We start from the raw sequence: 24,804 nt of genomic DNA, 5'->3' as shown, positions 1-24,804 counted from the left end.
GCGTTTTTGGAAAAATTATATGGGTGTCGTTGAACTGTGGATTGAGGGTGTGGAGGGGCATTCGAATGGGAACAAATACCTATTTTGTTCTCGGGTATTGAATGATTCACACTAGGCCAGCAACAGACTTTAAGTGCGAAAATTGGCTCAGGACCACTCAATTCGTTTTCACCAGGGATCGCGTCAGGGAACTGAATATGTCATCATGGAGTTTACTTCACTTGTGCTGGGGAAAACCCCAGCGGTAAGATCGTTGCTCAAATAAGTGGCAGACGCTCGGCAAGACAATACGACTTCGCAAAGTCTTTGGGCATGGTGCAAGGGCATGCGATCCTGAATCAGGCAGACAATTCTCGATTTGCAAGCAAGCTTGGTATATCATAGATGCCATCGGGCTGGGTGCAGGACTGGAGCAGGATGCATCGGATGTGATGTAACGCTTCCGCGCAAGGATAGGCAGAATTGGAATGGACATCTCTCTCGGAATTGAAAGCAGTCTCAATGGCGAAGAAATCGTGTAGCCGAGAATCTTGGAACCGACCGATTGGTCGATCTCTTCGTCATTGTTGATTAATCCCTCGCCTCGAAAGGGGATGCAATATGAGAACTGTAGCTTGCCCTGACGGCACACGACTGCTGGATTATGTCCTGGGACGGCTTGATGAGGAACAAATTGATGTTGTGGCGGATCATATCGATCAATGTGAGCGATGCGAGGCAATGGCCAAGGAATTGGATGGTACTTCGGATTCGCTGGTGGCTTTGCTGCGCGCATCAAATGCAAGCGGCACTAGTCATGAAGACTCTGAAATTCAATTAGCGATTCAGGCCGTCGTCAGTCGTACGCTACGAAAAACGATGTCGAATTGGACGGCCGCCCGGTTGCCTGAGCAGTTTGGTCGTTACCGGATTATTGATCAACTTGGTTCCGGTGGGATGGGCTCAGTCTTTTTGGCTTGGGACAACGAATTGGATCGTAAAGTGGCACTAAAGATCCCGCACTTTTTTGTGCAGGATCACGTGAAAGTCCGCGAACGATTTATGCGAGAAGCCAAATTGGCCGCTCAAATCGCGCACTCCCACATCTGCCGAGTTTATGATGTCGGGGAGTTGGATGGGCTGTGTTTCCTCGCAATGGAATATATTGAAGGGCTAACCTTAGAGGCATCGATTGAGAAAGAAGCAATGCCCATGGTGGAGGCTGTTCGTATTGTACGAATCGTCGCTGAGACCATGCAGCAATTGCACGACTCACGGATCGTGCACCGGGATTTGAAGCCAGGCAATGTGATTGTCCGTGCTGATGGCGAACCAGTCATTATGGATTTTGGATTGGCCCGCGCCTTTGACAATCCGCTGGCAGAGAGCCGCATCACCATCGATGGAATGCTCGTAGGGTCGCCCGCCTATATGTCACCTGAACAGGTCGCGGGGGATAAGGATGGTGTCCTGCCTGCAAGCGATATTTATTCGTTGGGAGCGATCTTGTTTGAACTCCTGACGAGAACGATCCCATTTGAGGGAAATGTCGCACAGGTGCTGGCCAGCGTCTTAAACGATTTGCCTCCGGTTCCCTCATCCCGATGTGCGGATATTCCGCCCGCACTTGATCGCATCTGTCTCAAAGCAATCCAAAAAAAGGGCGAGAATCGCTTCGCATCCATGTCTGAGTTTGCCCAGGCGCTTGCAGCTTTTGAGAAGGGAGAAGATTCACTTCTAAAAAGCCTTTGCCGAGAGCCGGTCACCCACGCCGCTGATGAAGCAACTGATGTGATCAGCGCTGCAGCCGAGAAGCAAGCACCATTGCAATTGGCGGGTGGAACATCGAACCGCCGAAAAACCTCAAAATCGGATAGCCGATTTCCAGGATCAGCAATGGTTGTACTGGGAGTCGTGGGGCTATTGATCTTGCCTGCGGTGTCCCTATTTGCCATTTGGTGGTTCCCTGAAGATTCGAACGCGGCTTCGCGGCAAACGTCAAACCCAGCATTGCCAGCAGGGGAAATCCAATTTCAAATCGATCATCCCGAGGACACGGCTTTGACTCTCTATGTTGATGGGCTGCCTGTGGATATCAAAGGTCTAGCCAAAGGGTCGCTTACACTTCCTGTTGGCAGTCATCAATACGAGGTACAGCGTAATGGCTTTTCCATTGATGCGAATGAATTTCATGTGAATCCTGGTGCTGCAAACAAACCACTCAAGATTCTGACCAGATGGACTAAAAAATCGGGTTCATAGAACTCGGCTTACCTCAGCCTGCATGATGCGCTGAGAGTTCCTGTGTCGTCATGGAAGTCGCGCCAGACGTCATGGTTCACGGACAGCGCAGCATCGAAATTGTGCTCACGTTGGCCGTAAGATTGATCGGCCCCCCCTGCTATGTTTCACCGATGCCCAGGGACCTCGAGCCGGCGCGACTCAGTTGGCCCATGCGTGTGGTTGTGTGGCGAGCAGCATCATTCTGGTTTGCTTGCGTTGTCGAACACGTTTGCGATCGCAACCAAAAATAGTAGGCGTGAATCGACCGCCTCGAAGTACCAAAAATTCGGGTTTTTGGGTGAGTGAAAGATAGCTTCCGCTTGCGTCTTCTTGCCGCAAATATCCACGGTATATATGCCGCCGACTCGGATGGAAATCGCTGCACTGTTTTCGGCTCTGTTCATGGCCCTGCTCCTGCTCCTTGCTTTGTCTTCCATCAAGCATAATGCGCGAGCGCGACAGGAATTTTTCACCACTGGCATGCCAGTGGTCACCCCTACGCAATCTGCTTGCTGCAAATACGTTGCAGCGTTCTTCTGCCTGTTATTTCCGGTGGCCTCTACAGTCGTTGCTGCAGAGATCTATGGGCAATGAACTGCCAACAAATCATGTGTCTGAATTGAGTGTTGTTGACACCGCGAGATAAGATGTGATGCTCGTAACCGATCATTGTGACCGTATGCTGCACCGGTCGCGAGGTTAGGGATCTCTGGATGAATCTCGCAATCCGATTCGTTGGCCAAGGAGTCTTCAAAGACCATGCCTGAGGTGACTGATGACAATGCATCCCTTGAGGTGCAGCGTGTTGATGCAATCGATGCGTTGCGAGGCTCAGCGGTGTTGGTGTGGGGGGTGGCGGTTGCCCTGACTCCGGTGTTGTATTCGCTGCCGGAATCGGGGTGGCGATTGGCAGTGGTCGATCAATTGTCCCCTTCAATCTGGCATGGAATGACGCTGTACGACTTCATGTTGCCGGCCTTCTTAGTGGCGGCGGGGGCGGGGGTGGTCTTTGATCTTGAGCGTCGCCGCTTGAATGAAGCAAGCAATACGGCGTTGGTCAAGCGCATTGTGATTCGTGCAGCCGCGTTGTTTGTTATCGGGCTGATTTGCGAATGGCTGCGGGTTGTGTCGTTGGCCGAGATGCGCTGGACCGGTATATTTCAACGGATCGCCGTCTGCTATCTCGTTGCCGGACTGTTCGGCGTCTTTAGCGGATGGCGGACACATGCTGTGGTAGCGGCGGTGATCTTGTTGGAATACGGATTGGTTTTCGAACTGGTCGATGTGCCGGGCTACGGTGTGGGCGACTTCAGTGTTGAAGGGAATGTGGCTGCTTATACTGATCGCTTGTGGTTGCCGGGGCGGCTATATTTTTCGACCTGGGATCCGCAAGGCTTGATTTCCACGCTCCCTGCCATCGCAGTCACGTTGTTTGGGATGCTGTTGGGACGTTATCTATTGCACAGTCGAAATGCCGAACGTGATGACAGTCTCGCATTGATGTTGATCGGCCTAGTTGCTTTAAATACCGGGCTTTATGCGGGGGAGTTGATGCCGGTCAATGCCTACATCAATACGCCGACATTTGCGGTCGCCGCATGCGGAGCTAGCCTGTCGGTGGTGGGGCTTGCCGGGTTGTTGGCCAAATGGGGCGGGACGTTTGTCGTCGCACCGTTATGCGCGATGGGCCGCAACGCACTGCTGTTGATGATCTGCCTAGCCTTGATTCCCACCCTCGGCGGCAACAGCATGTGGCTGATGCTAATTGCCGCTGTGCTGGCTGCGATGTGGTTGGCACAGCGGCGTTGGTTCTTGACGTTGTCGCGGGTCGTACCGGGTTAAGCCTCGTCAGGAAGTTCACCGCGTTGTTTCATGTCGCGAAACACTTTCCAGTCGATGATTTTAATTCCGTAGCGGCGGATGGTGTCGGCGGCTTCAGCGGATTGGAAGAAAGCGGCATCCATGGCGCGGCGCTCGACATGCGGGGCTTGGCCTTCGCCTTCTAGATCATAGGCGCAATGTACCAAGATCTCTGAGACGCCGGGCGGCAAGTCACGCAGCGCCTGTAAAAAGTAGTTGCGTTTTTCGGTGGGAGGGACGTCGTAGTTGTTCGATTCGACGAAATCGAACATCGGCATATTGTGCTGCTGCAGTCGGCGGCCCTCTTCGGCATAGGCGACGAGCAGATTGCCAGCGAACGCGCCTCGCTGGTCGAGCGGCAATTTTTCGACCTTGCGATAGCGAATCGGCAGGTCGTAGTCCAAGCTCAATTGGACGTAGATTGCCATCAGGTCGGGCCGGGTCAGCAGCGTCCACATGTGGTTGTCGAGATGAGAAATCGGAACGCCCGCCTTGAGTGCTCGATCGATTTGAGCGCGGAGTTCGCGGTCGACCTCATCGGCTTTCACATGCGCCGCCACGTCAGATTCTCTCTGCCAGAACCGGCCGCGTGCGTCAACCAAACTGGGGACTTTCGCCATCGGCGTGATCGGCCCCCAGTCGAGGGACGGGCTTTCACAGGTTAATGTCAAATGCACGCCATAATCGAATTCGGGATGTGCCTTGGCGAACTCGGCGAATTCATCAAACCCCTCGCAACACGTCATGATGCTGGTCGAGGAAACAATGCCGTGTTGCATCGAGTCGATCGTGGCGAGATTCACCGCATGGCACATGCCGGCGTCGTCGGAATGGATAATCACGAATCGTGTGGTCGCTGGACCTCCCCACAATTGTAACGCGACGGCGGCAACGATAATGGCGAGGGTTGCCCCGCCTAAGAGGGTTTGTCTTGAGAGCGAGCGCATCAATTTCCCCTTGTTCTCTTGTTTGACTGGCAATAGCTCCACCGGAGAATTCTTGTTTGCACAGTTTCAATTGATATAGTGTACGAAAGGGCTGAGAGATGGCAAATCGAGTAAATTTTCAATACATTCAGCGGCCAACAGAGCATTTGGTGTTCGGGAGCGCAACCGATGGCTGAAAAATGGTATGTGCGATCGCCTGATGGGGATCGGGGGCCGTTTGAGTTTCCCGAAGTCCTCGGGCTGATCCGTACCGGTAATCTCGGCGGCGACGATGATATCAAGTGCACGCTGGAAGGGCATTGGATCAAGGCGGGCGCGATTGATCTGGATGCCGCCGAGGGGACAGGAAATGCCGAAGCACTGGCCAAAGCGACTCGGCCGGGAAAACGCCGCAGCGCGGCATCTGCCAGTTCACCTCCGCAATCGAGCTGGTTTGAAAACATTTACGAGGCAATCACCGATCGGTTGGGGCCTCGTTTTCTTTGGGTGGTTGTTATCATCGGCGTGTGGCTGGGAATCAATTTCTTCATCGTCCGCATGATGAATCCTTATGAGGCGGAGAGAACCTATCTCAAGCAATTCGTGACTATCCGCGATGAATTGTTGCGTCACCGCCAAGCGGAATTAAGTGAGGCGGAGTGGGCCGCCTTCTCCACGCAGTCGCGGGCTGAGGTGCAACGGATTGTCGGGAAGTTAAAACGGGGGGCTACAGCGGAGCATCCCGTTCGGCGGCATTTGCTCTGGGCGGGAAACGACTGTCTGCTGCCGGGACTGCAGGATGCGGAGGCGTTCACGCCAGAAATTGAACAGCGGTTTGAAAGGTACATGAATCAAGCGTTGATGGCATTGAATGCGAGTCGCTCGCAGTGATCATCGGGAAACGATGTTGAGGACCAAACAAATGAAGCGCCGCGGGTTTAGTATTGTTGAGTTACTGGTGGTCATCGCGATAATCGGGCTACTGGTCTCGCTGATTTTGCCGGCGGTCCAGTCCGCGCGGGAAGCCGCGCGGCGAACGCAGTGTCGCAACAACCTGCACCAGTTGGGTGTTGCTTTTCATAGTTACCACGAACAATTCAACCAACTGCCACCCGTGTATGTGGCGGTCAGAAATGGATCTGGACCCTCGGAATTGCCACAGTTTTTGGGTGTGGCCGGTGAGCAGGACGACATCAATTTTCATTCCTATGCGGAATTCCTGCTGCCGCACACTGAGCATTCGGCGATCTATAATCGCATCGACTTCAATGCACCCAGCTTTTCGCCCGTGGATTTAACGGCGATCGGATTGCCGAAATATACGGCCGACAATCGGTCGGCGATTGCCACGGCGCTGCCGCTGTTTACGTGCCCGTCGACGCCGCGCGTTGCCAATCCAGACACCGTCATCTGGGACGATATTGCCGTGCCGATCGAATATCGCAACGGTGGAAACGACTACGGCCCCAGTTCGGGGGTCAACAATCCGCTCAAAAGTTTAGCCCCCAAACAAGCCACGCTCTTGGGCGAGGGAGCGCTTTCCAACAATCACATCAACCTGGCTTTCAAACACATACTGGATGGCCAGTCGAATACCGCCTTGATGTGGGAAATCGCGGGCCGGCCACAGTTGTACGAAAATGGCAAAGCGGTCGATGGCGGCATTGCTAACGGCGGCGGTTGGTCGGATGTTTTGAATGCAGAAAACTGGTTCACCGGCAGCACGTCCGGGGGGGCCGCCTGTGCGATTAATTGTACCAATCAGTCGGAAAGCGGTACGTACAGTTTTCATCCCGGCGGCGTGCATGTGTTACTGTGCGACGGCTCAGTGCATTTCGTAAACGAGAATACGTCGCCCGATGTGTTCGTGGGGCTGGTGACCTATCAAGGGGCGACGATCGTGCCGCAGTTTTGAGAACGTCTAAGTCTGGTTGACCGTCGGCCCCGTTGTCTGCAGGTAAGTGGGATTGAGGATTGAGTATGTCGAACGACGAACGTTCAGGATTGGGCCTGCGGGATGTGATCGTCGCTCTTGTCGTTCTCAACCTCGTTGTTTTTCTGGGACTGCCGGCCGTCGAATATGCGCGCGAAGCGGCCCGAAATCATACCTGCACGAACAACCTCAGCCGCCTCGGCGTGGCGCTGCATGCCTATCACGACCAATACGCTTGTCTACCGCCGGCAGCGGTGTGGGGTTCGGAAGGGTTGGATCTCCCGGAACTTTTTTCGCACAAGGACCCAACACCGGTCCATGTGACCCGCGAAAACTGGGTGCAGTTGCTCTTGCCGTATCTTGGCGAAGAAGAATTGGCATCGCAGTTTGATCGAACGGTGCCGGTCGTCGATCCGCTGAACGCAGCCGCTCGCACCTTTGAGTTGACGGCGATGCACTGTCCTGCGGATACCTTCAATCGACCTGATAACCACTACCAACTCATGTTAGCTGGCGGCGAGTCAGTCAGTTTTGCGCGGGGGAATTATGCGATCAATGGCGGTAGTGAATATGTCCCCACGCAATTTGGCACACTTTCTAATCCCGGTCCGACTGAAAACGGATATCATTTTTCAGAAGAGACGCGCGCGTTTCAGTGGTATGGAAACGGGATCGCTGGAATCAACAAATCGTTTGCTTTGGACGAAATTCGCAACGGAACCGAAACAATGGTGGCGATTGAGGAGGTTCGAGCCGGGATTGCTCCGATTGATCCGCGCGGCGTTTGGGCATTCGGTCAAATCGGGGGGAGTATCACCTGGGGACACGGCGTGACGGGGGATGATGGGGGCCCAAACTTTCAATTAGAAACCGGGCGTGCGGATGACATTCTTGGAGGCCCGACGTTAGTCGAGCAAATTGGCGAGGAGGTTCTGTTTAACGAAAAAATGTCGGTCTGCCCATATTGTAACGAAAACTTCCAAGCCACAGCTCGCAGCCAACATGCTGGTGGTGTCAACGTTCTGATGTTGAGCGGAGCCGTGCACTTTGTCTCCGACAATGTCGAACCGACCTTGTGGCACGTGATGCACGCCCGAGATTCCCCTCCCGACATCTTCACCGACACGTATGCCCAAGAACTCAAAGGCAACTATGACTACGGCGAGGCGGTCCCTTCCGGCTCTGCGGCCGAAACATCGCTGGATGGTGCTGTTGAGCAGAAGGCGTTCACGAATTCCGTAGGCCTGAAATTCCAGTTGGTGCCTGCCGGAGACTTTGAAATGGGGGTGCCTGACAAAGATCAATTCCTCCCGTTTCCGGCGGATGCCATTCCGCATCCAGTGACCCTTACGAAACCTTTTTACATGGGAGTCTGTGAAGTCACGCAACAACAGTTCCAAACGGTGATGGGGTACAATCCGAGTGGGCACGCGCTCGAAGGGCAACTCAAAGATGTGATCACAATTAGCGATACGTTTCAGTGTCCTGTGGAAAATGTTTCCTGGGACGAAGCAACGAAGTTCTGTCAGCGGTTGTCGGATCTTCCCGAAGAGAAGGCGGCCAGCCGTCGTTACCGACTGCCGACCGAAGCGGAATGGGAGTATTGTTGCCGCGCCGGGACCCAGGGAGAAATCGCGTTTAACAAAGAGTGGGATCCCCAAGATGATTCAGGCGAGATTGCCGGCAAAATGACTCCGCCACAGCCGGTCTCCACAATGCCGGTCGGATCGTATTCACCAAACGCTTTTGGCATGCACGATATGTGTGGAAATGTCTTCGAGTGGGTCGCAGACTACCGGGCACAGGGCTACTACAATCGATCCTCAGAACGCGATCCGCCCGGCCCCGCTGCTGGATATTTGCGAGTCATCCGGGGTTGGCACTGGGTGGCTACGGGTCCGAACTGTAAGGTCTATGTCGCCAATCCACCGTGGGTTGGCAGTCCCTACATCGGATTTCGTGTGGTGTGCGAGACAGTAGAGTGAGATCATATAGTGGCTTGCCTCATAAGCCGTTCACGAACACAACTCGTTGAGCAACTCGTCCTTCGACTCAAGTATAAGCCGCGTTGCTCGTTTTATTGTTAAAGGACCAAGGAATGAACATTGTCAACTTCTTGTATTTGGCAACGGCATGCATGTTGCAGGCCGAACCTGTCAAGGTTACGGACGTGGAAAACCAAGTCCTTGCCGGTCGCCGGGAACTGCGGTCCGGAACACTTGACATCGTTGCCGTGACAACAGATCGCGAAGGGCGCCCAGCAACACAAAAGGGGTATTTGGTGGACTTTGAGGATGACAAACTACGGTTTGATTATTCCCATTCCCGTCCACAGAGCAATACCGATGGTGACGTAGCCTCCTACAAGGAAATATTGATCCTGACCCCCGAAGGGCTTATTTCGCACGTCGACCCCGAGACAACTGGCGAGAATTGGGCAGTCAGCAGGATTGCTCCGGAGGACTTGCAATCTGGGAGCACCGCCCAACTCTTCGATCCGCGTTTGCTGGGAATAAATCCGTCTGTAACGGGAATGCTTCACTCGCGCCATCTTGAATCATTTGTTGGAAACCCTGAACGTACAAGCGTCACTGTCGAATCAGAGGAAATTGATGGAAGAGAAGTTTCGCGGGTAGAATACCTACGAACCGATGGGTTTCAGGCACGGATGTGGATTGACCCTGATCGTGGTTACAACATCATCCGCGCGGAGTTTCAGGCCCGTAAAGGAGCGGAGGAGCGGTTGTTCAGGATTGACTGTGAATTGAAACAGTATGAGACCGGAGGAATTTGGTTTCCTGAGGTCATCAAGTACCAAGAGCTTCACGATGGCAAACTGTTTTCGGGGGAAACGGTCACGATACGATCTGCCACATTCAATATGGACGTGGATGATGATCGATTTACGGTAGCCACCATGAACCTTCCACCCGGGACTGCGATTGCCGACACAGCGGACAATCCGAATGGTACACAAATGTGGAATGGAACGGAATTGGTTCGTGTGCCCAATCGAGATCTGAAAGCGCGTGATATTGCCGCAGATTCCGAAGGCAAAGAGCAGGGTCGGCCCTGGATTTTCCGAAACGTGTTGGTGCTCTCCAATCTGGTCGTCGTCATCTTGGTCGTGGGGCTGTATTTCTACTGGCGTCGTCAAAAAAGCCACTCATCGTGAATGAGTGGTGCAAACTAATGGCCAGGGATTTATTCCGTAGCGTCACCCGGTCTTGTCTCGAGCGGGCACGATGCGGCTATGGAGAACAGGCTGGGCGATGTTGCCAATCCAGCATGGGTTGGCCGTTCCGACAACGGATTTTGTGTGATGCTTGGTCCCGAGGTTGTCTTGGCCCAGCACTAAACCTCATATGCCACAACACCGGCCACTAGCACAGTCCGGGCGCGGCCGCGGACTTTCCAGCCGTCGAATGGTGTGTTGTGGCCGCGCGAGCGAAACTGGGCCGCGTCGATGGTCCACTCGACTTGCGGGTCGATGATCGTCACGTCAGCATCGGCGCCGGTTGCCAAGGTCCCTTTGGGGATGCCGAGGATTTTCGCCGGACCGTTGGTCAATTTTCCGATCAACTGCGGCCAGTCGAGGTGTCCCGGTTCGATCAGACTGGCGATGGAAATCGGCAGCAAGGTTTCCAAACCGGATGCGCCGAACGGGACGAGGTTCAACTCCCGGCTTTTCTTTTCCGGCGCAAAGGGTTGGTGGTCTGAGCAGATCGCATCAATAGTGCCATCCTGCAACCCCTCGATGCAGGCAGCTAGGTGGTCAGCCGTTCGTAGTGGCGGATCGACTTTGTAATTGGAGTTGAACGTTCGCAGCCGGTCGTCCATGAGGGTGAAGTTGTGCGGCGTGATTTCAGCGGTCACGCGCAATCCGGCGGCTTTGGCGCGGCGGATTTGATCGATGCTGCCAAGACTGGAAATCGTTTGCAGGTGCACGCGTCCGCCGGTGACTTTGGCCAAGGCGATATCGCGGCCGACGGCAATATCTTCCGCAGCAGCCGGCATGCCTCGCAGTCCCAATTCGGTCGAGACGTAATCTTCATGCATCACCCCGCCATGCACCAGCTCAGGGACGGCAGGATGATTGAAGATGGGACGGTTGAACATGCCGCAATATTCCAGTGCGCGGCGCATGATTTCGGCATTGGCCAACGGCCGGGTCGCATCCGAAAAGGCGACGACCCCTGCTTCGACCAATTGGCCGATCTCGGCCAGTTCCTCACCGTTACAATCTTTGGTCACCGCCCCCAGTGGAAACACATTGGCCAGACCCGCCCGTCCCGCTTGGAGGATGATGAATTCCGCGGCCGCTCGATTGTCGACAACCGGTTGAGTGTCGGGCATGCAGGCCACGCTGGTGATGCCTCCGGCCAGCGCCGCCGCGGCACCGGTGGCGATGGTTTCATCTTCCTCGAAACCGGGTTCGCGGAGGCTGACATGCATATCGATCAGGCCGGGGCAGACGATCATGTCGGTGGCATCGATCTCGACATCCGCAGCGGCAGTCGATGTGCCGATGCTGACCACCTTCCCATCCTGCAAAACTAGATCCGCAACGGTATCGATTCCCTGGCTGGGATCGATCACGCGGCCGCCGCGAATTCGTGTGCTTGTCATGCTATCGTTTCTCCGGTCGTCCCGCAGTGGAAGAAGTTGAGGGACGGTTGTCAGTTAAGCCGCTCAACCCACGGTTACGGGCTGTTTTTGGGATTGAGAAGATACAAGCAAGCCATACGAATCAACAGGCCGTTGGTCACTTGGTCGAGGATGACTGAATGGCCACCGTCCGCCACGTCCGGTGTGATTTCCACACCGCGGTTGATGGGGCCGGGAGCTAAAATCATCACGTCGTCTTTGGCCGTCTTCAACCGTTCGCCGTTCATGCCGAACAGATGTGCGTATTCGGCAATCGAAGGGAACAACCCGCTGCGTTGACGTTCGAATTGAATACGCAGCAAGTTGATGCAATCGAGTTCGGGCAGGATTTTGTCGAGGTCTGTGGCGACTTCGACGCCCAGTTTTTCCACGTGCTGTGGAATCAACGTCGCCGGACCGCAGACGATGACCCGTGCTCCCAGTTTGGTCAGCCCCCAGATGTTGGACCGGGCGACGCGGCTGTGCGAAATGTCGCCGACGAGTGCAACGGTCAATCCCTGCAACGTGCCGCGGTGTTCGCGAATGGTAAAGATGTCCAGCAGCGCTTGCGTCGGATGTTCATGCGTGCCATCGCCGGCATTCAGGACGCTGGTGTTCAAGTTTTGTGCGAGAAGATGCGGGGCGCCGGGCGTGCTGTGACGTACGACGACTTGATCAACCCCCATGGCTTCGATATTGCGGGCCGTATCGATGAATGTTTCGCCTTTGACCAGACTGCTGCCGGCCGCGCTGAACTCAACGATGTCGGCGCTCAGCCGTTTGGCAGCTAGGCCAAAACTGGTGCGTGTGCGGGTCGAGGGTTCGAAAAACAGATTGGCGACCACCGTTCCGCGGAGCAATCCGAGTTTCGTTTCACCTTGCGCGGCGAGACGTTTGAACTCGGCGGCTTGGTCCAAAATCATCGTGATTTCGTCAGCCGAGAGGTATTCCAAACCCAATAGATGTCGTTTGGTCCAGCGTTTCTTAATCGAATTGTCTGTATCCGTAACGAAATTCATCAGGGTCTGCCCGGCAAGGCCGTAGGTGACGTAGCGGCAATCCGCGACATGCGATTGTGTGCGATGATCCTACCAGCGAAACGAACCGGGTTCAACGCTGCCCCGTCGGTTTCGCCATGATGGCGAATGTCTCTAAGGCGGACCAAGATTGAATGTCGCACCGGCGGTGTCCAATGCAAACCAACAGCCTGGATTCCACGCGTTGGATTTGCTGCGAGGCAGTTGGCGGCGGAGCATTACCGAACATGATAGCCGGGTAATTCCTCGGAACGCCGCGAAATACTGGCTTTGATTTCGTCCAGTTCCGAGTCAGCCGGGCGATTCGTCAGGTTTCCGCGAAATGTATACGGCACCGCAAAGACTCCTTCGACGTACAACATTTCGTCGGCCAGTGGAGTGAGCTGCGCGGTTTGCCGGTTCAACCAGGTCACGAGACGCGTTTGGGGCCGGATGATCGTGTCGACGCCGTTCAGAGAGACAAGTTCGCTCCAATCGTTGCGTACGTCGTCGCCTAGGAATTCGAACAGCGCGGTCTGTTGATCCGCCGCATGGAATACGCAATTGGTCGCATTGATTTGGACTTTGCCCGGCCGGCGGTTTTTGTCTGAGAATCGCCAATTCCACAACGGACCACTCTCGCGACAGGTCACCGAATTCAATTGGACTGTGAGCAGACTTCCCGCCGGGGGAGGGCTGTTGAGCACAAACATCGTGCCGCCTCCCAACCGCAGGCAATTTTTTGCTTGAAGGCTTTGCGGCGCGCTGGCCATATGCAGTGCGGTTCCGACTCCCACAAACTGCGTATCCCGTAGCCGAATCATCCCACCGGCCGACGTGCCGAGGTTTCGCCATGCCAGTGCGATCGGTTTGATGGAGAGGCGTGCTGCCGGGGTGATTGTTTCCGACGGGAGCGAATCCAACGCATGTGTGTGAAACTCACAGCGGTTGACATCGAGCCGATCCGTTTGCAGCAAAACCAGCGACCCAGCGGGGGCGTGCCCTGTTTCTGGGGCAATGTTTCGTAGACGGACGTTTTCTAAGCGGATCGATTCGGCGCTGATTTTTAGGGGAGCCGAATCGATGACGATTTCCGACGGCGTGCCTGCTGTTCCACGAATGACTAACGGCCCCACTGCTGAAATCGGCCGTATACTGTAGGGGCCGGGCGCGTTGAGTACGATTATCCCGTTCTGCGCTGCGGGCAGTTCCAAGTATTTCGGCCGAGCAGTCGGTGTTTCCTGTGGATCGGCCTTTGCCTCGGGGGGCGACTTGGAATTCTTGTTGTCCTCCAACTGATTTAGTGAAGGAGCAAGGTCGTTGACCATTGCTAGCATCGCGTTCCGCGCGCCCTGGTCGGATAAAAATGTTGCTAATCCGGACAGTAAAAACACGAGCACAAACATCGGTGCCCAACGTCCGACCGTCGTGGCGGCGCGGCCTTCGCGTGTTGCGCGGGCTGGGCCGCGGAAGCCGGCGACAAATCTTGAGACTTTGCTGCGGGCCATACGGCTCGGTTTGCCCCAGACGTCAATGGCTTCTGCGGCTGACTGTGGGCGTTTGGTCGGGTCGGGGTCGGTGAGTTGTGCGATGGCCTCGGCGAGTTTTGGCGGCGTATCGGGCGCCCATTCCCGCACATCGGCAACCGTACTGGTTTGGTGCGCGGCAATTTTCGCCAGTGGGTCGCCCCCCGGAAATGGCGGACGTCCGGCCAACAGTTGCCAGAGCAGGCAACCCAGTGCATAGAAATCGGTGGTCGGGGCATGGCTGCGACCGGTGCCGATCAACTCCGGCGCGATCCCATCAAATCGTTCCGGTGCCGCCGCCGAGTGGATGGTGAGGTCGCGTTCCACGACCGGTCGAACACCGGCATCGACCAAAACGGACACACCTGATTGGGCGAGCCGTACGTTGTGCGTGCGGATGTCGCCATGCATCTGGCTGTTGGCATGTAACGTAGCGAGACCGTCCAGGAGTTGCCGTCCAATTTCCCAGACGATGTCAGCGGGGAAACGGCCGCGGCGGACGAGCAATTCCGCCAAATGCGGACCGGCGATGTGTCGACTGACAACCACGATGCGATCACCCAAGCGGTCGCACACCTGCGGTCCAACGAGGCAGGGATGGCTGATGTCGGCAATCCTCGCGATGACTGATTCGAACGCCGAAAACTCCTCGACGGAATACCCGTCACGGGGCGCGACGATTTTCAGCACGCAGATTTGCCGGCTCGATTTGTGTTGTGCTAAAAAAGTCTCCCCCCGCTGCCCGCCACCCAAGCGGTCGAGCAACAGACAGGGCCCGACGACAATTTGTCCGGGAGGAGTGGAATCCAACAAACGGGCTTGAAACGGCGTAAGAATACGGGCCTGCAACAGCGCATCGATCCACACCGAGTCAAACGCCGGCAGATCGCGCGTGAGGCGTTGTACTTGCTTGCGGCAGCGATTGAGGTCGCGCGGCGTGCAGATTTGATTCTCGTACAGCCGTTCGAGCAATGCTTGTGACGGTGGGTCCAACAACGGGCAGGCGTCCTTTTCCCGCGACGTGGGGAGTGTCGAGCTGACAATTTCGAGGGTTTTCCTGAATCACGCGCAGGATGACGTTATTGTTCTTGTCTCTCCCGCGCAGCGGAACTATGTCAGATTCAGGAAATTGCCTCAAGTGCGGTCCGGTTCGGGCGAGAACGCCGAATTCGGGAAACTGCCTGTAGACAGGATCGGAGTTAGCGAGCTAAGATATTACTGACCTTGAAAATTTTCCCATCTCGGCGCCCAGAGCCGGGAGTTTCAGTCAACCGCGTAACCCGTGCAAAGGCTACAATCATGAACCAATCCGATGATTTCGCCCCCCGCCCTCATTACGACGTCAACGACCTGTTTGCCGCCGATGCCGCGGATGATGCCCGCGCAAAATTTCTGCGGCTGACCTACAGCCACCTGATGCTGGCGATTTTGGCCTTCATAGGACTGACGTATGTGTTCCTGCATACACAGTTCATCCTGGAGCCGATGATTCGCATGATTCAAGGCGGCCAATGGTTTATTGTGTTGATTGCCTTTATTGCGGTGAGTTGGATTGCGGATCGTTGGGCGCGCAGCGATACGTCGATCGGTATGCAATACCTTGGGTTGGCGCTTTACACCGTCGCCGAAGCAATCATCTTTGTGCCGCTGCTGTACATCGCCCAAGTGACCGCCGGTCCTGATGTGATTCCCACAGCCGCAGGGCTGACGATGTTAGCGACCGCGGTATTGACCGCTGTGGTCTTTATCACGGGTAAGGATTTCTCGTTTCTCCGCACCCTGTTAATCGTGTTGTCATTCACTCTGCTAGCGGCCTTTGGCGCATCCGTGTTTTTTGGGCTTAACATGCCGGTCACATTGTTTGCCGGAATTGGCGTGGTGCTGGGCAGCGGCATGGTGCTATACAGCACATCCAACGTTTTGCACCACTACCGCACGGATCAATACGTCGCGGCTTCATTGAGTCTGTTCGCGGCAATCGCTTTGCTGTTTTGGTACATATTGCAATTGGTCATGAGTCGTGATTGATTGTGAATTTGACGGGCATGCTGGTGTGCACCCCGAAATCCTTACCTTGAGGAAATGGGGGAAATTGCCAAAGTTATCGGGTTTTTTTGTTCAGTCGGACTTTCCTAAAAAGATCCAAATTGCAACAATAACCTGCTGACACCGAAATTGACAAACCGTGTGCGACTTGCCCATGGATTTTTGGACATAACCCGTTACAATTCAGTAGGTTGTCGTTCGGAGTCACGCTGCGAAAGCTGGAATCGATGGACTTACGCGAAATTCTGACGACGACGCGGATTGGCCAATTGGCGATCAAGTCGGTCCCGATCTTGTCTCCGCAAGACAGCGTGCATTTTGCCGCCGCTCAAATGCGAAGCCATAGCCACGGCTCGGCGCTGGTCTGTGACAACGACCGTTTGGTCGGAGTCTTTACCGAGCGCGACCTCCTGCGGTGGTTAGCCGACGGTCGCTCGCTGGATGATGCCATTGCCGAAGCCATGACGGCCAACCCCCAAACGGTCACCTCGGGCGATGCACTGATGTCGGCCATCGGTTACCTGGATCAGGGTGGGTACCGTCGGATTCCCGTAGTCAACGCAGACGGCGCTCCGATCGGGATTATCGACGTGAAAACCATTGTGCATTTTTTCGTCGAGCACTTTCCCTCAGCGATTTACAATCAGTCCCCTCAGTCCAAGCAAACGACTTCAGACCGCGAAGGCGCGTGACGAATGGCTTTGGATTCCCTCCATGACACGATTTCACGCGTTTTCAAAACGATGTCCTCAATGAACCCTTTCCGCTGGGCATAACGTTCCGGTCGGTTTGAAGAACCCAAATATAGGAGTGAAAAGCGAATGGCTGCGACAGACGCCGCCACGTCCGAGTCCCCCGAGCAGAAGCCTCTTGAAGAGGTCGAAACAGTAGTTGTTCGATTTTGCGGAGATAGCGGCGACGGCATGCAATTGGCGGGAACACAGTTAACCAACGTGTCCGCCGTATTTGGCAACGATGTGGTCACGCTTCCTGACTTTCCCGCGGAAATCCGGGCTCCTGCCGGAACGCTGGGTGGGGTGAGCGGATTCCAGATTAGCTTTTCCAGCGACGATATTTTCACTCCGGGGGACGAGGTCGATACCTTGGTCGCCATGAACCCGGCGGCGCTGAAAACGAATATCGCGGATCTCAAGCGGGGTGGGACGTTAATCGTCAATGAGGATGCTTTTGAAAAAGGCAACCTGCAAAAGGCGCATTACGACCACAATCCGTTGGAAAACGAAGTCGAACTGTCCAACTTCCGTGTGCATAAAGTTCCTATGACGCGGTTGACGCGCGATTCCGTGGCTGAATTGGGCCTATCGCTGAAAATCGCGGACCGCTGTAAGAACTTTTTCGCGCTCGGTTTGGTCTTCTGGTTGTATGACCGCGACCCCAAGCCAACGACCGATTGGATCACCACCAAATTTGGCAAAAATCCGGCGATCGCTCAGGCCAACATGAACGCGCTTACTGCGGGTTCTAACTATGGCTTCTCGACCGAGTCGTTCACCGTCCATTATCAGGTCCCGCCGGCTAAGTTACCGCCGGGCAAATACCGCAAAATTACCGGCAACGAAGCGACGGCAATCGGGTTGGCAACAGCTGCGAAATTGTCGGGCAAGAAATTGTTTTATGCCGGGTACCCGATTACACCCGCCAGCGATATCTTGCATGAACTCTCGAAGTTGAAAAACTTTGGCGTACGCACCTGCCAGGTGGAAGACGAGATCGCTGCGATGACGGCGGTGGTCGGTGCCGCCTACTCCGGTGAGTTGGCCGTGACCGCGAGCAGTGGGCCGGGGATTTGTCTGAAAGCTGAGGCGATGGGCCTGGGCGTGATGACGGAATTGCCGATGGTGATCATCAACGTCCAACGTGGCGGACCGAGTACCGGCTTGCCCACGAAAACAGAGCAATCGGACTTGATGTTAGCCATGTACGGTCGCAACGGCGATTGTCCGTTGCCCGTTGTGGCGGCTTCGGCACCGGCCGATTGCTTTAAGATGGCTCAAGAAGCCTTCCGCCTGGCGACAGAGTTCATGACCCCGGTGATCCTATTGACCGACGGTTATATCGCCAACGGTGCCGAACCGTGGCGGATTCCAGAGATGTCAGAATTGCGGCCGATCGAAATTGTCCATCCCGAAGGGGTGACCAACGGCGATGAGGAGAAATTTCTCCCTTATGCTCGCAATGAAAAGCTGACGCGTCCCTGGGCGATTCCGGGAACACCCGGATTGCAACATCGCGTTGGTGGCTTAGAGAAATCCGACGGCACCGGCAACGTCGATTACTCGCCGGAAAACCATGAGCATATGGTGAAAACCCGGCAGGCAAAAGTCGATGGCATCGCCAATTTCATCCCCGAGCAGAGTGTCGAAGGGCCCGAGCAGGGGGATGTGCTGGTTTTGAGCTGGGGCGGAACTTACGGCTCAACACGAACCGCCGTGCGAGAATGCCTGCGGGCCGGTAAATCAGTGGCGCTCGCACATTTGCAATACCTGAATCCCATGCCCCGCAATCTGGGTGAGGTGATTTCGAAATACAAAAGAGTTTTAATTCCTGAATTGAACACCGGACAACTGCGATTATTGATTCGCAGTTATTTCCTAGTTGATGCGGTGGGCTATAATAAAATTCAGGGGAAACCATTCTTGGTGAGCGAGTTGGTAGCCAAGATCGACGAAGTATTGGCGGATTGTCAGGATACCTAAGTCGGGACAATCGAAATTCTCAACTATTAACAAGTCTATCCGATGATTGACCTTTATTGAGGTCACATACATTGTTTGTTACTGGATAAGGCGTCTGAGAAAGTTTAATGACCAATGAGCACTGATTCGTCAGCTTTGCCGGTTCTCACCGCGAAAGATTTCGCGAGTGATCAGGAACTTCGCTGGTGCCCCCGTTGCGGGGACTATTCCATCTTGGCGCAGATGAAGAAGGTTTTGCCCAAACTCGGCATTCCTAAAGAAAACTTCGTCTTCGTTTCAGGAATTGGATGTTCCAGTCGGTTCCCCTATTACATGAACACCTATGGGTTCCACGGAATCCATGGACGTGCTCCCGCACTGGCGACCGGTGTGAAGGTCAGCCGGCCGGACCTGAGTGTGTGGGTCATTACCGGCGACGGTGACGCTCTGTCGATCGGCGGCAATCACTTGATGCACGCCATCCGTCGCAATATCGATCTGAAGATCATTCTGTTCAACAACCAAATCTACGGACTGACCAAGGGGCAATACTCACCCACCAGCCCGCTCGGTTCGCGAACCAAAAGTACGCCGATGGGCTCGGTCGACAACCCTTTGACGCCGTTGTGTGTCGCCATCGGCTCCGAAGCGACCTTCGTTGCACGGGCCGTTGATGTCGACATTAAGGGGTTGGTCAATACGCTGGAACGCGCCGCTGCTCACAAAGGGACGGCATTCGTCGAAGTCTATCAAGACTGCAACGTGTTCAATCCCGGTGCATTCGAATATGCCACCGATAAGAAACTCAAAGAAGACAACCTGATTTACCTGGAGCACGGCAAACCGTTGATCTTTGGTAAAGATGGTCAAAAAGGGATTCGTCTCAATGAGATGAAGCCGGAGATTGTCGAACTCGGCAAGGGAATTTCCGAAGACGACCTGCTGTTCCACGATGAAAAAGCAGAAGAGCCAAGTTTGGCGTTTCTGCTTTCCCGTATGCGACATCCCGAATTCCCCGAACCGGTTGGTGTCTTTCGCGATGTCGAAAAACCGGTCTACGACGATCGGGTCAATGCCCAAGTCGACGCCGCGATTCAGGACAAAGGCGAAGGCGACCTGGAAGCCCTCTTCAACAGTGGCGATACTTGGACCGTGACCTAACCAAAATCCCGGTTTGAGCCGTTCAGCGGTTTGCGATCTACTTTCCGTTCCATCACTGGGTGCGATGCCATGATTTGCCCCGATTGTCAGTTCGATAATATCACCGGTGCCGATGTCTGCGAAGGTTGCGGGGCATCGCTGATTCATGGCGAAGAATTCACCAATGCGCTCGAACGGGGAATCATCGCACATTCAGTCGACGTCCTGTGCGCGAAGCGGCCTGTTTGTGTTCCGGCGACGACATCGGTGCGTGAAGCCATCGACTTGATGTTGAAGCATCAAACCGGTGCGGTACTTGTCGAGTCCAATGGGGAAGTGGGCGGTATCTTTACCGAACGCGACGTCCTGAACGATGTGAGCCAAGATGTTTCGCAAATGTCGGAAAGTCTCGAAAATCACATGACCGCCTCCCCGGAAACCATCACCAAGAACGACTCCATCGCCTATGCCATGCATGCCATGGACGTTGGTGGATATCGGCATCTGCCTATTGTCGACTCGGCCGGTGTGCCGACTGGGATCGTCTCCGCTCGCGATATCATGCGATTCCTTTGTGTCCGGTATGCCAATTCGCGCGACGATGAATAGCCCTGTCGGTGTTTCGTTTTCTTTGAGCATGAACCCGTTTCAAAACTCCGTTGGGCCTGCTGATTGACGTCGAAATCATTACCTCGATGTGACATGTCAGCGGATAATGAAACCAGTGACAGGTGACCAGCGAATGGAACGCCCCTTACCGACGCTCCTGCTGGTCGGAAATGCCGAGCACGCGGAAATGCATTGCGTCGCTGAGACCGTGGCGATACTCGTGCCGACGAAACAGTTGTTTCGCGCTGAGGCGATTGCGGATATTGAACCGGTCCTCGCCAACAGTGGTTCATTTCCGGATCTGGTCATCGTTTGCCAAACTTGGCCCAATGAATTCACCCGCGGCGAAATCTCGCATCTGTTCGAGATGTTTCCGCTAGCAACCGTTCTTTGCTGCTTCGGATCCTGGTGTGAGTCCGACGGCCGTAACCGTGATTTGTGGCCCCCGGCGACGCGCACCGCTGCGGCAGAATCAGCGGGACTGATTCGCCGAGTCTGGGAAGACGCCGCTGCCGGACGCCCCCCCTTGCCGGCAACCGCCGCGATCGAAGAGGTCTTTGAACGGCAACACGCAGGGGCAATCGGACACCTGGGGCGCGATAAAACGGGCAGTGTCCACGTCTCCTCAGCCGATCCTGCCATTCGAGCATGGCTGAATGACGCGTTAGTCGCTGCGAACTTTCAAACCGCCGCCGCTGATGTGCCTTGGCAAGCGGCCATTTGGGATGCCCCAGTGTGGGACGATCGTGCGGCGCAGGATTTGAAACGTTTTCATGATGCTCATCCCGACAAAGGGGTTTTGGTGCTGATCGGCTCAGTGCGTCCCCATCAAGCCCAGCAAGCACAGGCGTGCGGGGGGGATTGCGTGCTGCCCAAGACCGCGCCAATAGATACTATCTTGGAAAGCCTTGCCACACTGCTGGACGATGCTGACGTAGTTTCCGCCGGTGCATAATCCTGTGACGTGCCAGCGAGTGGATGAGCGTCGCTGCTTGCTCCAGCCAATCGTTTTACGTCGGCCCCACAACACGGTTAGCTGATGTTGTACATGATACGGAACACGGCGTAACAACCGGTTCCTAGCACAGTCGCGAGCAACAGTGCGATGGCCGCGATTTGGACGATTCCCCAGCCGACGCCGGCCAGGAGGATCAGTAACAGAGTCCAGACACCGAGCGCAATGAGCGGTCGTTTGCGTTTACGGAGGGTATCTGTAAGTTTCATGGACGACTCGTTACGGACATCGAATTATTTGCTGGCGGGCGTTTGTTTGGTCATTGCCGATGGGATGTAGCCCACGGAAATTTGGATCGAATGGGTGCAAGAACATCCGGCGCTCGATTCAGGCGCGAGCATTAATCCCGCTGCGGGAATTTGGCCTAACCAGCAGCCACCACGGATGCCTTGAAACTCGCTTTGCGTGTTGGTCTCCAAATCCCACATGCCGTGAAAACGGTGTCGGTAAAAGAACGCGTAATTCGACGCCGCCATCGTCCCGCAACCGCGCCGCTGGGGCAGGTCGGTCCGTTCCAGTTTGCCGGTGCGGAGATTGTAGCCCCGCAATTCGCAGTAAAGCGTGCTGCCCACCGCCACGGGATGTTGAATCGCGCCGCCGTGATCGTCCTTTTTCATGGCAAACGATTCTTTCCAAAGCGGTTTCCCCTCTTCGTTGTTGAAGGCCCAGATGTGGTATTTCCCATTTGAAGATCCCGTCACGGCCAACGTGTCGTCGGTATGCACCAGATAGATCACCCGCGAGGCATCGCTGAGATCGGTCGGTTGCTCCCACAACTTTTCGCCGGTTTTTAAGTCCACCGCGACCAGGAACTGCCCAGTTTGCACTTCATCGACCAAGCGGCCCGCGGTGCTGTCCAGCGCGGCGGGATTACGGCTTTCCACAAAGTACACACGGCCGTCGGCCACCGTGAGCGTGGAGTTGATGATCACGCCGCCTTGATAATACCACTGCGCCGCTCCGGTGTTGCGGTCGAGGGCAAACAACCGGCGACTGGTGACTTTCGCAATCGAGGTCGGCTCGCTTTTATCGTACCATTCTCCGAAATCTCCCAAATACCCCGCCCCTGATTTTTGAGCGGAGCCGAGCAGCGTGTCGCCGACGCAGGCCAGATAACCCCAATCAACGGGTGCCGAATCATCGCTGGCGGGGATTTGCATCACAACAGTCGGCTTGCCGGTTTGGCCGTCGAATTTGAGCACATGATCCCCTTCGACAACGTAGAGCGCATCGTCAGCGGCGACCATGTTGCTGCAATCCCGCGGCATGTTGGCGCGGCGGACGGCCGGGACCTGTTTCGACCACAAGACGGTGCCGTTATAAGCATTCAAACTGAACAGCACGCGGTCCCCTTGAATGTACAGTCGTCCCCCGGCCGAGAGCGGCGCAGGATTACGGGGGCCGCGGTCAGGCATCGGCCGGGGACCGGGGCGGCCCCACCATTGGACGTTCATCTTGCCCCGAACGAGAAAGTCTTGACTGCACGAGGCATTGTCTGCTTGTCCATATTGATGCGTCCATTGCCCGGCGCCGGTCAATGGGCCGCGACGGACCGAGGCAAAGAGGCCGCCATTTTCGTCGATATGAGATTCATCGTTGGGATCCTCGCTGAGCCATTTCTTCAAATCCGTTTTGGTGGCCGTGACCCGGCGCTTGTCCGATTGCCCCAGATAGGCGGTGCCTCCCGACGGACTGAGTACGCGATAGGTTTCTCCAGGATCGGCAGCGAGTTTGCCCCGCATCAGCAGGCTGTCGGAGACGACCAAATTGGCGAAGTATTCCCCATACGGTAAATCGGAGAGACTCCCTTCGTGGATGCTGATTCGTAGTCCATAATAGGGTGTCTCGCCCAGAGCAGCGCGGGCGGCGGCGGCGTTGGCGGGATTATCGTCGACGGCGACAATTTTCAGATTTGACCGCTTGGCCAATTCGTACGCCAAGCGACCTTGCTCAACCCCCAACACCAAACAGTACCCCTGCGTGACGCCGGTTTCTTTGAGGATCCGTTCGGCGAACGACTCATACAATTCGGTCAGTTCGTCGTTCGGATACGGGGACTGATCGTCAACGACCGTCGGTAATGTGTAATTGAAATGCGAGTCAAACACATGCGTTTTTCCCGCAGTTTCTTGATCGTTGTTGGTGCCGCGGATTTGAAAAGAGTAGATGGAATCCGGCGCGATGTCGTCGATTGTGACGCGATGCTGAGTCGTCGGTTGAGCGTTGGTGACACGCTGGCCCAGTTGTTTATCGACACCATAGGCAACGACCGAGGGCATAGGGTGGGCGGTTTCCCACTCCACGACGGCGGCAGTGCGTGAAAGAAATTCAACGTGCGGACCGACTGTGATTTCTAGCGGGGCGGGGAACGCGGTGGCCTTGCTATCGTACTGGCCTCGGATTGCTGCAGCCTCCAGCGGCCGGTCATAAGCGGCGATTTCGTGAATCATGCCGTCCAAATGGACAATCTGCTCTCCGTCCCGCGCTGCTCCGATGACGAATTGCTGTCCGGGGAGAGCGGCGTTCTTTTCTGTGGGGCTCTCGGCGGAAGCTTCCTGTTGTCCGTTGACGAACAGCTTTTGTGTTTTTCCGTCATCGGTGGCCGCGACGTGATACCAGCGGCCGGGTTGGAATTTTGTCTGGCTGATGAGCGGCTTATCCGTGGAGCCGGGGCCGGCAAACGTAAATTGATCACCTTGATAACCCAACAGCCAACCGGTGGCGAACGGTTTCTCTTTTTGAATCAGTCCGGCGATTCCGCCATGGTCGGCCGGTTTATCGATCATGACCCAGGCAGAGACCGTCAGGGCTTGGGGTGCTAACAGGCTTTCCACCGGTTCGGCGACGATCCGGTTGTGCAAGCCGTCAAATTCCAATGCGGCGAGATTGTTCCCATACCAGTGAGTCACAATGCCGTTGATCTGCCCGGCATGCGCGCCGGTGGCATCTTTGATGGTCACATGCTGGACGTATTCAGGCTGCAGCAACCAATGCATCACGGCTTTGTTCGCCGCTTGTGCGGTGGCAAGGCTGGGCAGGCCAACCAGGAAGAGCAGAGCGTAGGTTAATTTTGTTGCGATATTTTGCATTTGAGTATGCGTCTCTTATGTCTTGGGAAATCATCCGCC

19 protein-coding genes are annotated in these 24,804 nt (G+C 55.4%); 12 read left to right on the top strand and 7 right to left on the bottom strand.

Annotated elements, in window-relative coordinates:
• Positions 1-720 precede the first annotated feature (720 nt).
• Positions 721-2,241 carry a serine/threonine protein kinase gene (locus Mal52_RS24735; RefSeq protein WP_197534450.1) on the top strand — a complete coding sequence of 507 codons (1,521 nt, stop codon included), beginning with the start codon at positions 721-723 and terminating at the stop codon, positions 2,239-2,241.
• A 218-nt stretch (positions 2,242-2,459) separates the two neighbouring features.
• Here the strand turns inward: Mal52_RS24735 and Mal52_RS24730 are convergent, their stop codons facing one another.
• Complete coding sequence (locus tag Mal52_RS24730; protein ID WP_145379188.1) at positions 2,460-2,666, bottom strand: hypothetical protein; 207 nt, start codon at positions 2,664-2,666, stop codon at positions 2,460-2,462.
• 355 nt (positions 2,667-3,021) lie between these two features.
• On the opposite strand from Mal52_RS24730, the gene Mal52_RS24725 reads away from it, so the two are divergent.
• Complete coding sequence (locus tag Mal52_RS24725; protein WP_145379187.1) at positions 3,022-4,104, top strand: heparan-alpha-glucosaminide N-acetyltransferase domain-containing protein; 1,083 nt, start codon at positions 3,022-3,024, stop codon at positions 4,102-4,104.
• On the opposite strand, the gene Mal52_RS24720 is transcribed toward Mal52_RS24725, so the two are convergent.
• Positions 4,101-5,069 (bottom strand): polysaccharide deacetylase family protein, encoded by a 969-nt coding sequence (locus Mal52_RS24720; protein WP_145379186.1) that lies wholly within the window; start codon positions 5,067-5,069, stop codon positions 4,101-4,103. The genes Mal52_RS24725 and Mal52_RS24720 overlap by 4 nt on opposite strands.
• A gap of 168 nt (positions 5,070-5,237) precedes the next feature.
• Between Mal52_RS24720 and Mal52_RS24715 the strand changes: the two genes are divergently transcribed.
• The 4 genes from Mal52_RS24715 (at position 5,238) to Mal52_RS24700 (ending at position 10,156) form a co-directional block, all read left to right on the top strand.
• Positions 5,238-5,939: a hypothetical protein gene (locus Mal52_RS24715; protein WP_145379185.1), complete on the top strand. Its 702-nt coding sequence runs from the start codon at positions 5,238-5,240 to the stop codon at positions 5,937-5,939.
• 31 nt (positions 5,940-5,970) lie between these two features.
• Positions 5,971-6,963 (top strand): DUF1559 domain-containing protein, encoded by a 993-nt coding sequence (locus tag Mal52_RS24710; protein WP_197534449.1) that lies wholly within the window; start codon positions 5,971-5,973, stop codon positions 6,961-6,963.
• A gap of 65 nt (positions 6,964-7,028) precedes the next feature.
• Entirely contained in the window at positions 7,029-8,966 is a 1,938-nt protein-coding gene (locus Mal52_RS24705; RefSeq protein ID WP_145379183.1) for an SUMF1/EgtB/PvdO family nonheme iron enzyme, read from the top strand.
• A gap of 113 nt (positions 8,967-9,079) precedes the next feature.
• Positions 9,080-10,156, top strand: coding sequence for a LolA-like protein (locus Mal52_RS24700; RefSeq protein WP_145379182.1), 1,077 nt, complete (start codon positions 9,080-9,082; stop codon positions 10,154-10,156).
• A 179-nt stretch (positions 10,157-10,335) separates the two neighbouring features.
• Here Mal52_RS24700 and Mal52_RS24695 read toward each other — a convergent pair whose 3' ends face one another.
• From Mal52_RS24695 to Mal52_RS24685, 3 genes are all read right to left on the bottom strand, one after another.
• Positions 10,336-11,610, bottom strand: a complete 1,275-nt coding sequence (locus Mal52_RS24695) for a dihydroorotase (protein WP_145379181.1) — start codon at positions 11,608-11,610, stop codon at positions 10,336-10,338.
• 74 nt (positions 11,611-11,684) lie between these two features.
• Positions 11,685-12,647, bottom strand: coding sequence for an aspartate carbamoyltransferase catalytic subunit (locus Mal52_RS24690; RefSeq protein ID WP_145379180.1), 963 nt, complete (start codon positions 12,645-12,647; stop codon positions 11,685-11,687).
• A 236-nt stretch (positions 12,648-12,883) separates the two neighbouring features.
• A complete protein-coding gene (locus Mal52_RS24685; RefSeq protein WP_197534448.1) occupies positions 12,884-15,166 on the bottom strand; it encodes a serine/threonine protein kinase in 2,283 nt (760 codons plus the stop codon).
• Between the two features lie 303 nt (positions 15,167-15,469).
• Here Mal52_RS24685 and Mal52_RS24680 point away from each other — a divergent pair, with 303 nt between their 5' ends.
• The 6 genes from Mal52_RS24680 (at position 15,470) to Mal52_RS24655 (ending at position 21,616) form a co-directional block, all read left to right on the top strand.
• Positions 15,470-16,198 carry a Bax inhibitor-1/YccA family protein gene (locus Mal52_RS24680; protein ID WP_145379178.1) on the top strand — a complete coding sequence of 243 codons (729 nt, stop codon included), beginning with the start codon at positions 15,470-15,472 and terminating at the stop codon, positions 16,196-16,198.
• Positions 16,199-16,443: 245 nt separating this feature from the next.
• The gene (locus Mal52_RS24675; RefSeq protein ID WP_145379177.1) at positions 16,444-16,908 is read left to right on the top strand and encodes a CBS domain-containing protein; all 465 of its coding nucleotides are present in this window, start codon (positions 16,444-16,446) and stop codon (positions 16,906-16,908) included.
• Positions 16,909-17,037: 129 nt separating this feature from the next.
• Positions 17,038-18,933 carry a 2-oxoacid:acceptor oxidoreductase subunit alpha gene (locus tag Mal52_RS24670; RefSeq protein ID WP_145379176.1) on the top strand — a complete coding sequence of 632 codons (1,896 nt, stop codon included), beginning with the start codon at positions 17,038-17,040 and terminating at the stop codon, positions 18,931-18,933.
• Positions 18,934-19,047: 114 nt separating this feature from the next.
• A complete protein-coding gene (locus tag Mal52_RS24665) occupies positions 19,048-20,073 on the top strand; it encodes a 2-oxoacid:ferredoxin oxidoreductase subunit beta (protein ID WP_145379175.1) in 1,026 nt (341 codons plus the stop codon).
• A 69-nt stretch (positions 20,074-20,142) separates the two neighbouring features.
• Positions 20,143-20,661 (top strand): CBS domain-containing protein, encoded by a 519-nt coding sequence (locus Mal52_RS24660; protein WP_145379174.1) that lies wholly within the window; start codon positions 20,143-20,145, stop codon positions 20,659-20,661.
• 133 nt (positions 20,662-20,794) lie between these two features.
• Complete coding sequence (locus Mal52_RS24655; RefSeq protein ID WP_145379173.1) at positions 20,795-21,616, top strand: hypothetical protein; 822 nt, start codon at positions 20,795-20,797, stop codon at positions 21,614-21,616.
• A gap of 77 nt (positions 21,617-21,693) precedes the next feature.
• On the opposite strand, the gene Mal52_RS24650 is transcribed toward Mal52_RS24655, so the two are convergent.
• Both Mal52_RS24650 and Mal52_RS24645 read right to left on the bottom strand, forming a co-directional pair.
• The gene (locus Mal52_RS24650; protein ID WP_145379172.1) at positions 21,694-21,885 is read right to left on the bottom strand and encodes a hypothetical protein; all 192 of its coding nucleotides are present in this window, start codon (positions 21,883-21,885) and stop codon (positions 21,694-21,696) included.
• Positions 21,886-21,909: 24 nt separating this feature from the next.
• On the bottom strand, positions 21,910-24,765 hold the full coding sequence (locus Mal52_RS24645) for a LamG-like jellyroll fold domain-containing protein (RefSeq protein WP_145379171.1): 2,856 nt from the start codon (positions 24,763-24,765) through the stop codon (positions 21,910-21,912).
• Positions 24,766-24,804: the final 39 nt, after the last annotated feature.

It is taken from the genome of Symmachiella dynata, assembly GCF_007747995.1.
GTDB classification, from domain to species: Bacteria; Planctomycetota; Planctomycetia; order Planctomycetales; family Planctomycetaceae; genus Symmachiella; species Symmachiella dynata.
Note: the sequence above shows the minus strand (reverse complement) of the source record. Positions and strands in the feature narration are given on the sequence as shown.